At 46.8% G+C, this 14,603-nt stretch carries 11 protein-coding genes and 1 tRNA gene; all 12 read right to left on the reverse strand.

From position 1 onward, the window contains the following. Positions 1-20: 20 nt before the first annotated feature. The 12 genes from L985_RS12065 to L985_RS12120 all read right to left on the reverse strand — a co-directional run bounded on the left by L985_RS12065 (position 21) and on the right by L985_RS12120 (position 14,601). A complete protein-coding gene (locus L985_RS12065; protein WP_029342281.1) occupies positions 21-1,454 on the reverse strand; it encodes a glycosyltransferase family 2 protein in 1,434 nt (477 codons plus the stop codon). Further along, positions 1,444-2,493 (reverse strand): HEAT repeat domain-containing protein, encoded by a 1,050-nt coding sequence (locus L985_RS12070; RefSeq protein ID WP_148662035.1) that lies wholly within the window; start codon positions 2,491-2,493, stop codon positions 1,444-1,446. Before L985_RS12070 ends, L985_RS12065 begins: the two co-directional genes overlap by 11 nt. Continuing rightward, positions 2,463-3,209 (reverse strand): response regulator, encoded by a 747-nt coding sequence (locus L985_RS12075; protein ID WP_029342283.1) that lies wholly within the window; start codon positions 3,207-3,209, stop codon positions 2,463-2,465. Before L985_RS12075 ends, L985_RS12070 begins: the two co-directional genes overlap by 31 nt. Further along, entirely contained in the window at positions 3,210-6,257 is a 3,048-nt protein-coding gene (locus L985_RS12080) for a hypothetical protein (RefSeq protein WP_029342284.1), read from the reverse strand. Between the two features lie 183 nt (positions 6,258-6,440). Continuing rightward, entirely contained in the window at positions 6,441-7,022 is a 582-nt protein-coding gene (yihA, locus tag L985_RS12085; protein WP_023468975.1) for a ribosome biogenesis GTP-binding protein YihA/YsxC, read from the reverse strand. Between the two features lies 1 nt (position 7,023). After that, a complete protein-coding gene (gene lon, locus L985_RS12090; protein ID WP_023468976.1) occupies positions 7,024-9,333 on the reverse strand; it encodes an endopeptidase La in 2,310 nt (769 codons plus the stop codon). A gap of 69 nt (positions 9,334-9,402) precedes the next feature. Continuing rightward, the gene (clpX, locus tag L985_RS12095; RefSeq protein ID WP_023468977.1) at positions 9,403-10,668 is read right to left on the reverse strand and encodes an ATP-dependent protease ATP-binding subunit ClpX; all 1,266 of its coding nucleotides are present in this window, start codon (positions 10,666-10,668) and stop codon (positions 9,403-9,405) included. 234 nt (positions 10,669-10,902) lie between these two features. Then, positions 10,903-12,195, reverse strand: coding sequence for a trigger factor (gene tig, locus L985_RS12100; RefSeq protein ID WP_029342286.1), 1,293 nt, complete (start codon positions 12,193-12,195; stop codon positions 10,903-10,905). A 110-nt stretch (positions 12,196-12,305) separates the two neighbouring features. Continuing rightward, a complete protein-coding gene (locus L985_RS12105; RefSeq protein WP_029342287.1) occupies positions 12,306-13,289 on the reverse strand; it encodes a hypothetical protein in 984 nt (327 codons plus the stop codon). Positions 13,290-13,317: 28 nt separating this feature from the next. Next, positions 13,318-13,842, reverse strand: a complete 525-nt coding sequence (locus L985_RS12110) for a hypothetical protein (RefSeq protein ID WP_231925643.1) — start codon at positions 13,840-13,842, stop codon at positions 13,318-13,320. A gap of 102 nt (positions 13,843-13,944) precedes the next feature. Beyond that, positions 13,945-14,018, reverse strand: a tRNA-Arg gene (locus L985_RS12115). Between the two features lie 73 nt (positions 14,019-14,091). Continuing rightward, the gene (locus L985_RS12120) at positions 14,092-14,601 is read right to left on the reverse strand and encodes a metallophosphoesterase family protein (protein WP_029342289.1); all 510 of its coding nucleotides are present in this window, start codon (positions 14,599-14,601) and stop codon (positions 14,092-14,094) included. Positions 14,602-14,603: the final 2 nt, after the last annotated feature.

The raw sequence follows: 14,603 nt of genomic DNA on the forward strand, positions 1-14,603 counted from the left end.
ATCCCCCTCATACCTATTCGTCAGCCGACTTTTTCCTCGGTGACGTCTTCGAGACGTTGGCGTTCCATCTGTCCCCAGTTTCCTCGACCCGTCAAGAATTGAATCAATCCTCCTAATTTGAAGAAAACGAGAATCGGACGGTACCAGAACGACTCGGTCAAAGACCATAGATACAACCGAATCAATTCCTTGACGTTCTTGAATCGGTGCATCGTCCACTCTTCCAATAATACGGCACCTGCTGATAATAAGGAACCGTAGAGTAAAGCGACGACTAATAAGACGATCCCAAATTCAAAGTTGAGTGTACCGACGAGTAGATTGAGCGGAATGATGAAATAACCAATCAGTTCGACGATGGGTCCGAGCAGTTCAATCAAAAAGAAATATAACATCGAGACACTACCAACAGAGCCATATTTGGGATTGCCAATCATCCGTTTATGTGTCCACAACGTCTCAGCAAGACCACGATGCCAACGTGTTCGCTGTGAACGTAACACTTCCATCGACTCAGGAGCTTGTGTCCAACAAACCGGTGCCGGAACGTACTCGATGCGTTTATCGAGCTTATTTTCCTTCATGTACCGGTGCAAACGAACGACAAGCTCCATGTCCTCACCGACAAGCCCTTCCTTATACCCACCTGCCTGTACGACGATGTTCTTTTGGAACAATCCGAAGGCACCGGAGACGATCAATAAGATATTGAAACGGCTAAGACCAAGGCGACCAAACAGGAACGCTCGGAAATATTCGATCATCTGCATCAGGACGATCCGTTGTTTTGGTGTCCGAATCTCGACGATTTCGCCGCCTTCGATCGTACAACCGTTAACGAGGAAGATCGAACCACATGTCGCGACGACTTCTTCATCTGACTCAACGATCGGCTTCATGACTTTCAATAACGCATCACGCTCTAAAATCGAATCCGCGTCAAGCGAACAGAAATACGGATAACTCGAGTGATCGATACCGGCATTCAAGGCATCTGCCTTTCCACCATTCTCTTTATCGATGACGATCAAGCGACTATCAATCCGCGAACGATAGACTTGTTTAACTGGCTTCGAACCGATCAGGATTCGCGGATAGCGGATTTCCTTCTCTAACTCATACGAACGGAATAGTTCATCCATCGTTCCGTCCTTTGAACCATCGTTGATGACGATGACTTCATGCTCCGGGTAGTCAAGCGCTAGTAATGCTTGAACACTTGACACGATCGTATATTCTTCATTATAGGCTGGAACAAGGATACTGACCGGTCGTGTATAGAGTGACCGCATCAGCGGCAAGTAGGAGCTCTCTTTCCGGCGGAAACGTTGTCGTCGCACCATCTGAGCTGAAATCAGGTACAGCGTCGAATAGAACACGATGACGAGTAGCATATAAATCAATACTGTCCAGGAAAGGACTTCAATAATGGCTTGGATTGTCTCAGACGACATGATGTTTCATCTCCTTTGCCAACCGTTCTGTTGCTTTTTGACGCGCATAGCGGTCGGGGTGTGTACTTGATACCTTCGCCAACTGTTCGATCCCACCACAAGAAAGTAACGCATCGAAGGCTGCCGTCCGAACCCACCACGATCGACTACCGACAAACGGCAAGATCGCTGGTATCGCATCGTCTGGAACGACATGTTCTAAGAAACGAAGGGCAAGCATTTGCTCGACCCAACTCGATTCTTCTTCCAAGTATGGGACATACAATTTCCAGTCTTCCTCAAGTCCGATTCGCGTGAGTGCACGAAGGGCACGTTTTCGAATTTCTGGATTTTCATCTGTTGTCTTGTCACGAACGAGCGCGATATAACGTGTTTCATCGCGGTCAAAGATCAGCTGAAGAATCGCTAACCTAAAGGACAACGTTAATTCTTCAAACGCAGTCACCCATTCCGCCAAGTCTTGGCTACGCCCGACCGCAAGAATCGCACCAAAGAAGCTAATGTCATTTTCTTGTTTAGCGATCGCGATTGCATCTTGTTCGGATAGTGACACGAGTGTGCGGACGATGACATCGCTCTCCTCTTTTTCAATTGCCTTTCCCCAACGCGCATGAATCATTGGTGCGACTGCGACCAAACGGAATTGAGACACCGCTTCATAGGCGTTCAAGCGGCGGTCAATCCGGCGATGCTTCAATTGTTGTTCATAATACGCTTGCATATTGGCAGCGACGAATGCTTGCACTCGTTCGAGATGTGCCGGTGTTGCCGTTAAATTGGACAGGGCGAACAGTTCAAGCTCCGCTAAATCCTCGTTTCCTTTTTGAATCGTCGGCATGTCCTGTCGTTCCCCTGTCGCATAGTCATAGATGTCATCTCGAAAGGCGAGTTGCCAATCGCGCCGTGCATGCTCGCGGTTGGCACGTTGTCGTTTTTGGACGACGAGATAGATCAGTGCCCCACCTTGTAAGAGAACGAGTACGACGATGAATACTAGAATCGCCTGCATCATCGGCCGTCCTCGACTTTTCGGATCCATGCGCGGAACTCTTCGATTTTCAGCGGGAGCGTCATGATGTAATCAACACCACGATCAACCGCTAGGACGTGATCTCGTTCGCGATTATACATCGAGATCATCATCGATTGGAATGGCGCGATACTTTGTTGTTTTGCCCGCAACAACAATTCCAGTCCATCTGCTCGCGGTAATGCGGACGTGAACACGAGCAAGTACGGACGGGAGGCCACATACTCATCAAGGAACGTCTCTGCTCGTTCAAACGTTACGAACCGTTCGAATCGTTCCATCAGTTCCCGTTCCATCATCCGGCGGATATGTGGATCTTCCGTTACGACGACGACCTCCGCGATATGCTGGATTTTTTTATAGCGTGCAAGGCGATCGAGAACAAGCTCGCGCGACAGCGTCGCCGGTAAAATTTCGCGTGCATTTTCTAACCCATAGAAAGAGGATTCCGTATTAAAATACACGACGGGGATTCGTTCCTCGATGACGGGTTCACTCGCGAGGACGACATCGGCATACGAGATGTCTGTCCGCACGCACCATCCTTCCTCGATCAGACCATTGACCGTCTCCGGCATTTGTCCGACCGTGTGCACGAACAAGGTATTCGTCGACGATTGTCGGACAACCTCTTCCGTCCATTCAATCGTTGAACTGACCTCACGATCTTGACTTGTTGACTCAAACGACTGATTGATTAACTTCCACATCTCTTCACGCCGCATTTAGTTCCCTCCCTCAGTGAATGCTTTTTTCATCGTATGATAGACCGGCTTCAATTCTTCACGTTGCTGCGGATTCGTCCATTCCGCCCAGTTGTAGAAACCACGATCCTTCTCTGGAATGCGTGTCTCACCGACTTGACCTGTGACTTCGATTCCTTCTGTGATCATCTTCGCTTCGAGCCCATCTTTCCAGAAGTCGCCGATGATTTCGTGTTTACTAGGGTCACGCATATTCAAGACCATCCATGGAATACGGAGTTCGACGGTTGGTTTCGTCACATCTGAGATATCCGTCAAGATGTCATCCGGTTCTCCTTCGTGTAAAACACCTGTGTCCCATTTAACGGCTGGTTTGACGATTTTTTTCGTCACCGGATCTCGTCTTGCATAATCGAGCATTTGATAGATTGGAACGAACTTACCGCTATCTTTTTGATCAGATGGCGGTTTCACCATCTCAAACGGCATCTTCAAACCGTAATGATAACGGAAGATGTCATAGCGAGCATCGACATCGATACGCGCCGTCTGATCAATCGTCAGGCGATATTCGGCTCCTTCGTCAAGCGTCAACGGACCGACTTTCGTATTCCCATCATTCGGTTTCGTCGATAGTGCAAGTGTCGTCGGCTCTGCTTTCTTCCGATCGATGCGCAAGTAGAGATATGCCTCGTCAGAAGTCATGTAAATCGCTTGATCCTTATTTTCAGCAACTGGAGCATACCCTTTCCAGTCATCCAGTTTTCCGTCAATGACGATGTCCGAACGAAGGAAACCAAGCATCCCGAAATGTTGTTCACTCGTCTGGACATTCGACCAGCGTGGACGAGTATCCGCATCATCATAATCCATCGTGTTCCACGTCCGTTTGAACCATTCATCTTGCCAGATGAAGACAAGTCCACCGGCCGTCTTGACGTCCTTGATGTCCTGATAAAGCTGCGCGACGAGTTCACCTTGTTTCTTTTCACTGACATGTCCTTGATCAAAACCATTCGGTCCAAGGTGTGTCTTACCGCGTGAGCTTGGAATGCCGAATTCTGATACGAGTAACGGCATCTCATGATAGTCTTTCATTTCTTTCAAATAACGAGCATATGATTCAGAGCCCTTGTCTGCTTTTTGGCTGTATTCTTCCTTGATGAACGAAGGATAATACGGATAGATGTGATAAGACGCAAACAAGCCACCAGGGAAATCCTTCGTTGCTTTCAAATGATTGAAGTCGATCGAGACGAGATCTTGCTCTTCTTCAACTTCTTTCGGGTGTTTCAACGGATCCGTCGTCGGCCAGTTCGTCGAACCAATTGGTCGAGTCGTTCCGTACTCTTTAATTTCATGTGCTGTCGCTGTATCCATCCGACCGGCAAGCCACGATTCAAACGGTGACGCCTCTTTTGTCGTCGTCACGTACTTCCCTTCAAATCGTGTGCCTTTGTTCTTTTTATTCGTCTCAACGACGGCTTCCGGTAACCATTCGATTCCAAAGACGAATGCTGAAACGTATTGCGAAACGTCCGATGTATATGTTCCAGAAGCATGACCAACGACTTCCTTGACGACGGCGTTGCCATGAATGACATCGACCATTCGTTTTGCTTCCGTATCGGTCATCTTCAAGAAGTCTGGCTCAAAAGCGTTCTTCAACTCTTCGAATGGTTTTTCCTCGACCCACATACCTTGCATCAGATAAATCGGTTGTTTTGCACGTTCATTATAGGCTTTTAGTGCATCATAGAAAGCCGGTGGATGAAGCGTATATATTCGAATTGTATTGACGCCCAACTCACCAATTTCCTTTAGCCAACGATCGTATTCATTACGACTGATCGCATGTTCCCCGGGAAATGCACCGGGTCGACCGAGTCCGACGTTGACGCCTTTGACGAAATACGGCTTCCATTCGCCATCTTGATACATTTCAAGTGTGTCTTGTCCTTCACGTGCTCGAGTTCGTAGTTCTTGATTACCGACTTTCGTTTGAGAGAGTGGCTTAACTTTCGCAGCCTGCGTCGAGACACGTTTTGTATCTTCTAGAATTCGTGTCAGTGTCGGGGCATAAATCTTCCAAAAGAATGCTGATTCACTCTCTGCACTATCGAGAATGAACTGTTTGCGGAACCAATCGAGCCCACTATATCGATAGTAGCGCGGGATATCCGCGACATCAGTGTAGTCCCCAGCAAAATAGTGTCCACTTCCTTGCGTGACATACGCTGGGAATTCAAGCGGCAACTGATATTTCCGAAGCATCGCTTGGGTTTGTTTTGACGGTTTCCAAGAAAAATGCGCTTGTTGCTCGCCACCGTCTAGCTCTAAAATCTCAAACCAGTAGTTATAACGGACCTCATCTTTTGCATTGCCCTTGTTTTTATCCCATTTATAGAGAAGCGGCGTGTCATCATTAACAAAGAATGCTTTTTCTGTTGAGTCATTGATAAAGACATAACCTGGACCAGATAGTTTGAATTCTTTTTCTTTCGCCTGCGCTTTTAATTGAGCTACGACGTTCTTCTCAAGACCTTGCAGTTTTGTTAAATCCGGGAAAAACCGACCAATCCATCCTGTCCAAGCCGTTCCGAATAATTGGCGGAACGCATTGGACCGTTCGACTGACGTCGGACTTGCCGCCGTATTAAACTCCGCCACGACCGTTTTCCCTTGCGAAATCGCTTCGGTCGCAAGCTCGACGTCTTCCGTCGTCAAGCCACCACGATGTTCTTTTTTTCCGTTGACGTCATATGACTTTCCATACGTATCCGTAAACAACAGCACATCTGCTTTAGAGGCTTGTTGTAACATTTTTTCACCTTGTGTTCCGTCATAACGGTTGATGTAGTCCGAATACGCATAATCCTGCCCTTGCGCATTTCGGATCTTTAAGTGATTCAATAACCACGTCGTTCCGGCATGCTCTCGCTCCTCCGTTCCGTTCGTGTAGTCAAATAGCGCAATGTTTAATGTCTTTTCCTGTTTCAAGAACCAAATGGCAAATGGTGTCAGAATGAGTAAGACGACGATTGCGAACGTCCATTTATAACGCCTCATATTGGCATAGCCTCCCACTAGAACAATTTGTTCCTATCATTGTAACGTGAATCAAATGATGTTCATATAATGGAAATCAAAATTGATGGAAGGAAATGATAAGATGCTAATTTTAGATTACTTTACCCCTAACAAAAAAAAACGTTCCGTTCTCTTTTGTCGGAGAACAGAACGTTTCGTTTTTTACAGAAGACGATAAATCGCTTCCCATGCCGCATCGACGCCTTCTCCTGTCTCAGATGAGAAAGGAATCAAGGTATCTTGACCGTCAAATTGCAATTTACGTTTGATTGCCGCGATATGTTTATCACGTTGACTCTTTTTGATTTTATCGAGTTTTGTCGCAACGACGATGACTGGTAGATCATAATACTTCAAGAAATCATACATCGTCACATCATCCGCAGACGGATCGTGTCGGATGTCGACGAGCTGTACGACACCTTTGAGGATTTCACGTTGTGTGAAATACTTTTCCATCATCTTGCCCCACGCTTCGCGTTCCGTCTTCGAGACTTTTGCATAGCCGTAACCGGGTACATCGACGAACATGACTTCATCATTGATGTTGAAGAAGTTCAAGGTTTGCGTTTTACCTGGTTTTGAAGACGTCCGCGCGAGTGCTTTACGCTGGACCAATTTGTTGATGAATGAGGACTTTCCGACATTCGATCGCCCTGCGAGTGCCACTTCTGGCAATAATGGCTCCGGATAATGTTCCGGATTGACGCCACTCGTAATAAAATCAGCTTTATAAATTTTCATGTTACTCTCCTTTTAATGCATGTTCGAGCACTTGCTCCATCGTCGCGACTGGAATGAATTCCATTCCTGCGCGGACGCTTTCCGGGATATCATCGATGTCCCGCGTATTATCTTGCGGTAAAAGAACGGTCGTCAAACCCGCACGATGCGCTGCGAGCGACTTCTCTTTTAATCCACCAATTGGTAAGACACGTCCACGCAACGTAATTTCACCCGTCATCCCGACGTCCCGGCGCACCGGACGCTTCGTCAAGGCAGAAATCAGTGCTGTCGCGAGTGTAATCCCAGCAGATGGTCCGTCTTTTGGTACGGCACCTTCAGGAACGTGGATGTGGATGTCTTGCGTTTCGTAGAAGTTCGGTTCGATGCCAAGGGACGTCGCGTTCGCTCGGACGAAGCTGTACGCGGTCTGAGCCGACTCTTGCATGACGTCACCGAGTTTCCCGGTTAATTGTAATTTCCCTTTACCCGGAGCAAGGCTGACTTCGATCGTCAACGTATCGCCCCCAAAAGCAGTATACGCTAAACCAGTCACCGCGCCAATCATATCTTCCAGTTCGCCTTGACCATAGCGGTAGATCGGTTTACCTAAGAAATCATCCAGATTACGTTTTGTCACCGTCACGCGCTTCTTCTCACCCATCGCAATTTGTTTCGCTGCTTTCCGGCAAAGAGAGCCGAGGACACGTTCGAGATTCCGGACACCGGCTTCTCGTGTATAACGACGGACGACTTCTTCCAGCGCGTCTGCTTTGACTGTCAATTGACTCTTTTTCAGACCGTGTTCAGCCAGTTGCTTCGATAAGAGATGACGAACAGCAATTTCCGTCTTCTCTTGTTCCGTATAGCCACCGATTTGAATCAGTTCCATCCGATCGAGCAACGGTCCGGGAATGTTCGAGACATCGTTCGCTGTCGCGATGAACAGGACATTCGATAAATCGAATGGTTCTTCGATATAGTGATCAGAAAAGCTGTTGTTTTGTTCCGGATCAAGAACTTCGAGCATCGCGGACGACGGGTCACCACGGAAGTCATTTGACATCTTATCGATCTCATCGAGCAGGAAGACCGGGTTGTTCGTTCCTGCTTGTTTTAAACCACGAATGATCCGTCCTGGCATCGCACCGATATACGTCCGGCGATGTCCACGGATCTCCGCTTCGTCGCGCACGCCACCAAGTGAGACACGGACGAACTTCCGCTCAAGTGCTGTGGCAATCGAACGGGCAAGCGACGTTTTCCCGACTCCTGGAGGACCAGAAAGACAGAGAATCGGTCCACGTAATGAGTCCGTCAATTGACGAACGGCAAGATACTCAAGGATTCGTTCTTTGACCTTCTCTAGACCGTAATGGTCCTTTTCAAGCTGTTCTGAAGCAGCAGAGACGTTCAAAAAATCGTCCGTTGCTTCATTCCATGGCAACGAGAAGAACCATTCGAGATAGTTGCGAATGACCCCATGTTCGGGACTCGTCGCCGGTACGACCGCTAAACGACTGATTTCCTTCTCGACGTTCGCAACCGTCGTTTCTGGTAAATCAAGCATCGCAAGCTGCTCCCGGTATTTCGTCGCATCGCTTTCAACAGAAGCTGATTCGCCACCGAGTTCTTGTTGAATCGTCTTCAATTGTTCCCGCAAGTAATACTCGCGTTGCGATTGTTCAATCGTCTTCTTCGTCCGTTCACGCATCTCACGTTCGAGTTCGACGACTTCATATTCGTGTTTCATGACGTCTAGCAACATCAATCCTCGTTCGACCGGATCCTGTTGTTCGAGAAACTCCTGTTTCTTCGAGATATCGATTGGTAGCTTCGACGTGATATAGTCCGTCAATGAATCGAGGCGTTCGTATGTTTCGAACCGGCGACGTTCATCCGTTCCGATTCCTTTGATCCGAGAGACGAGTTGACCAAACTGTTCTTTGATGAGACGAACGAGCGCTTCTTGTTTCGCTCCTTTGATGTCCATCTTCTCGATTGGTTCGATGACGGCTTGATAGCCCTCGTCCGTCTCCTCGACGTTTTCAATCCGGACGCGTTCCTTCCCGATGACGCGGACACGGACCGTATCATTCCCGAGTTCACTCATCTTCGCGATTTGAACAAGTGTCCCAACCTGATGCAGCCCGTCGACAGACGGCTCCGCTTCTGGGTCACGTTGCGTGACGACGACGAGATCGATCTCGTGTTCCTTTGATGCAAGTAAGGCTTTTAAGGATACCGGACGCCCAACATCAATCGTCAATCCGATCAACGGATATGCGACGACACCGCGTAACGGTAAAAGTGGATATTGTTTTTTCTTCATTCGAATTCCTCCTAAACAAAAAGACTCGGAAAGGCGTACAAGTAGCCTCCGAGCCGATTTGTCACGGTGTTACGCCGTTTCTTTTTCTTTCCCATGTTCAATTGTACCATCTTTCAACTCGAGCGTTGGACCGCGTTTACCAGTCAACGTTTCTGCTGTAATGATGACTTTCGCGATGTCTTCACGCGATGGGATTTCGAACATGATATCAAGCATAGTTTCTTCGATGATTGAACGAAGACCACGCGCACCTGTTTTACGTTCGATTGCAAGTTTTGCAATCTCAAGAAGTGCATCTTCCGTGAAGTCGAGTTCGACATCATCAAGTTGAAGCATTTTCTTATATTGTTTCACGAGGGCGTTTTTCGGTTTCGTCAAGATTTGAACGAGTGCCTCTTCATCAAGTGGCTCGAGCGTCGCCATGACCGGCAAACGACCGATGAACTCTGGAATCAAACCGAACTTTTGAAGATCTTCTGGCAATGCAGCTGCGAGAATTTCTTTTTGCGTAAGGTTACGGTTCTCTGAATCGTTTCCGAATCCGATGACTTTTTTACCAAGACGACGTTTGATCGACTGATCGATACCATCGAATGCGCCACCGACGATGAATAAGATGTTCGTCGTATCGATTTGGATGAATTCTTGATGTGGGTGTTTCCGTCCACCTTGTGGCGGTACACTCGCAACAGTTCCTTCCAAAATTTTAAGCAAGGCTTGTTGGACACCTTCACCAGAAACGTCACGTGTAATCGACGGATTTTCTGATTTACGAGCGATCTTATCGATTTCATCAATGTAGATGATGCCTTTTTCAGCCTTCTCGACATCGTAATCCGCTGCTTGGATGAGTTTCAACAGGATGTTCTCGACGTCTTCACCGACATAACCGGCTTCCGTCAAACTTGTTGCATCGGCAATCGCAAACGGTACGTTCAAGATCCGTGCCATCGTTTGGGCAAGAAGTGTCTTACCGCTACCTGTTGGTCCAATCATGACGATGTTCGATTTTGAGAGCTCGACATCATCTGCACGACCACCAGCATTGATTCGTTTGTAGTGATTGTACATCGCTACAGACAACGATTTCTTCGCTTTCTCTTGACCGATGACGTAATCATCAAGTGTCGTACGAATTTCATGCGGTTTTGGAACATTCTTCAGCTCGACTTCTTCTTCAGTACCGAGTTCTTCCTCTACGATTTCATTGCAGAGTTCGATACACTCGTCGCAAATGTAAACGCCAGGTCCAGCAACAAGTTTGCGTACTTGTTCTTGTGTCTTTCCACAGAAAGAACATTTTAGCTGACCTTTTTCTTCGTTAAATTTAAACATAAAGGTCCACCCCTTTAACGTGGAAATTGTATGGATGCCTGTAGCATCCCGTCTCACGTTTTACTATTTATGATTGTAGCATGAACAAGGAAAGTCTTTCAAATCCTGGACGAACGATTTACAGTTTGATGTTCTGAACCAAGGATTGTTTGTCCTTGTTTGACCTATCGTACAAAAAAATCGACTCCAAGACCAGAAATTGGGCTTGAAGTCGATCGAAAACCATGAAATGGCTTATTTTGCTTTTGCGTTGTCGACGAGAACATCGATAGCTTTACGGAATTGAAGATCGCCTTTAAGCGTTTCAAGACCACCTTGTGGTGCAAGCATCGTTTCAAGTTGATCTGCAGGGATGTTGTAGAGTTCTGACATTGATTGAAGTTCAGCTTGAGTTTCCTCATCTGTTACTTCGATTTTTTCGTCAGCAACGATTTGCTTGAGGACGAGACGTGCTTTAACGCGCTCTTCCGCTTGCTCTTTCATTTCAGAACGCATTGCCTCTTCTGTCGTTCCAGTCAACTGGAAGTACATGTTGAGGTCGATGCCTTGTGATTGAATACGTTGTGTGAACTCTTGAACCATACGCTCGACTTCGTTTTCGACCATGACTTCTGGAAGATCAACTGTCGCATTTTTCGTAGCCGCTTCGACTAACTCATCGCGCATTGAAGCATCAGCTTCTTGTTTGCGTGTATTTTCGAGACGCGTACGGATTTTTGTTTTCAACTCGTCGAGTGAAGAAACTTCTTCATCCATTTCTTTTGCGAACTCATCTGTCAATTCAGGGAGCTCTTGTGCTTTAACTTCGTGGATCGTTACTTTGAATGTAACTGGTTTTCCAGCGAGTGATGCTTCGTGATATTCCTCTGGGAATGTCACTTCAAGATCTTTTTGCTCGCCAGTTTTTAAACCGACCATTTGCTCTTCGAATCCAGGAATGAAGTTTCCAGAACCGATGACGAGTGAGTAGTTCTCAGCAGTTCCGCCGTCGAATTGGTTTTCCCCATCGAAACCTGCGAAGTCGAATACGACTGTATCGCCATTCTCGATGACGCCATCTTCTTTAACGACGAGTTCTGCACCGCGTTCTTGCAATGTTTTGAGTTCAGCGTCGACGTCTTCGTCAGTAACGTTCGTTTCAACTGCTGTGTACTCAAGACCTTTGTACTCACCGAGTGTAGCTTCTGGCTCGATGACGAACGTGATTTTGAATTCGACTGGCTTGCCTTTTTCGAGTGTTTCAACGTCGATGTTCTCAAGCGCGATTGGCTCGATTCCTGATTCGACGACTGCACCTTCTATTGTGTCCTTGTAAAGGATATCGAGTGCATCTTGGTACAGTGCTTCTTCACCGTACATTTTGTTGAACATTGCGCGTGGCATTTTTCCTTTACGGAAACCAGGTGTGTTCAAAGTCTTAACGACTTTCTTGAACGCTTGGTCTACCGCTTTATCAAATGCTTCAGCAGGCGCTTCATACGTGAGGACGCCGAGGCTACCTGATTGTTTTTCCCATTTTGCAGTCATGCTGAGTCCCTCCAAAATTGTCAATTAGCGTACATGTGTGTACAACAAGTCACATTATAGCACAATCGTTCTGACGATTACCACTGTTGAACGAATCGTTTCCAGATGTCTCAATCGAAGTAAATCTGCTCGAATGCGATGACTTCTGGATAAAGGATATGTGCCGCTCGATATAACCGCTTCGCCAGCGGACTGAGGATACGTTCCGGTTCTTCACGTTCAAATGTTAGACCTGCGAGTTCTTCGCATGCTGTGAGCCACTTCTCCATGTCTGATCCGATTCGTTCTCGTTCTTCAAAATGAATCAGTTGATCCGATCGCAAGACGAGCAATGCTCGGAACGGATCCATTCGCTCTAACGTATGCATCGATGCGAGTAACGCTTGTTGCTCCTGTTGATGTACCACCAGGATTTCTTCTAAATCTTCGCGTGACGAAATCGTCCAGTCTACACCTAAGTGTGGCACATGAATGCTTATCGGATATGACACGTGATGAAGCACATTTCCTAATAACTGATCAATGACGAGTAGACTTTGATGTTCTGTCTCTTGCGCCTGAAGATATTTCTGCGTGATGTATGCAATGAGCTCAGTTGTCCGTTCAAATTCCATACCGGTCAAATGACGCATTTGTTCGACCCAACTGCCATGTCGCAACACATGCATCAATTCCGTTGCTGATGTTACTTCACGCTGTGCAACAGGGTTGTTTTGAACTGCCGGCTTTTGTTCTCGAACACGCATCTGTTGTTTGACTTCATCTAATCGAAGCGCGAGCCCATAAGGCAGATACGGTGACGCTGAGCGCAAAGCGAGTTTCATCGGATACCGTTCTCCGAGTTCATAAAGAAAGAGTGCGAGCACTTGCTCGACACCCTCGACTTCAAGAAATCGTTCTGCCACTGTTTCAAATCGTTCACGGTCATGCATTAAGAGTGGTTGAATGACATAGAGCCGGTGTAATACATCTTCTCCTGTCAATTGGTCAGTCTCTAATTCCATAATCAATTGTTCTTGTTTAGAAGCGGGCAAACGAAGAATCCGTGCTCGTTCTACTTCTAGTTCATGTTCCATCCAGCGCGATGTCCCCATATTCCGGCACTCCTTCATGTTCAACTTCTTATTTCGTAAATGGATCGAGTAAAGACGTCCAGTTCGTGATCGCTTCTTGAAGTTGTCCCGCCTGCTCGATTCCTAATCGATTCAACGTATCTAATGAGACGTCAGCTTCAAGTAATCGAGCGATGTCTTCCGACTGATTCACGTACTGCTCGAGTTTTGCACTTAAATTCTGCAATTCTTGCGGTGGATTTTCAAGTCCCGCTAATCGTTGATCGATTTGATCCAGTTCTTGATTGAACTGATCAATCGTTCCGTTTTCCTTCAACTTTTCGATTTGTTGATCAAGTGCTTGTTCAGGGGTCGCGGATTCACGCGCTGTCGTAGCAGCCTCATTCAAGGAAGCCGACAAATCTGACGTGACTTGTGCCGTATCTTTCGCAATGCCTTGAAGTTCTCCAGCGTAATCGACACTATTTTTTACATCGTTGACTTGTTGTTTTGCATCGTCGACTGTATTTGAAATCTCACTACATCCAGCAAGAAACGTACTTAGTACGAGGACTGCTCCAACTTTCTTCCACATTGCATTCATCCCTTTCGAGTTCATGATACCTTAATTATAATCGAAAATCGGAATAAAAAAAAGAGACCACCCTCGTAAGGGCAGTCTCTATTTTAATTATAGCGTCCCAAGAGGGATTCGAACCCCCGACCGACGGCTTAGAAGGCCGTTGCTCTATCCTGCTGAGCTATTGGGACGTGTCAACACGAATAAACTATACTAGAACAATTCTTTCGTGTCAATCACATTACAAACATTGCATTTATTTTATTACAAAAATGTTCCGTCCAGATGCAGGGCATTCACTCGATCGCCGTTCACATCGAGAAAATCGATAGAATAACGGTTTTGATCCACTTCAAGAATCGCATACGTCTTGTCTGGTCGATGGCGTGGCATCCGGATTGAACCTGGATTGATGAATAATACGCCGTCCCGATATTCAGCCTTCGCAACATGGGAATGACCATATAAGACGATGTCCGCTTGCTTTTCCTTCGCATGATGTTGCAAGACATCTAGACTGTATTTGACGTCCTGACGATGTCCGTGGACACAAAGGATGGTATGACCATCCATTTCCGACATGACTTCTTCCGGAAAATCGTGTCCGTAATCGCAATTCCCTCGCACAACACGATATGGATATAATGATTCGATGTCGCGCGTCAATTGGGAGTCCCCACAATGAAATGCCAAATCCACGTCTTGGTGACGTTCGAATATCGTAAGCAGTTCTTGTTCTAGTCCATGGCTATCACTAACGATCAACGCTCTCATCT

It is taken from the genome of Exiguobacterium sp. ZWU0009 (assembly GCF_000798935.2).
GTDB lineage: Bacteria > Bacillota > Bacilli > Exiguobacteriales > Exiguobacteriaceae > Exiguobacterium_A > Exiguobacterium_A acetylicum.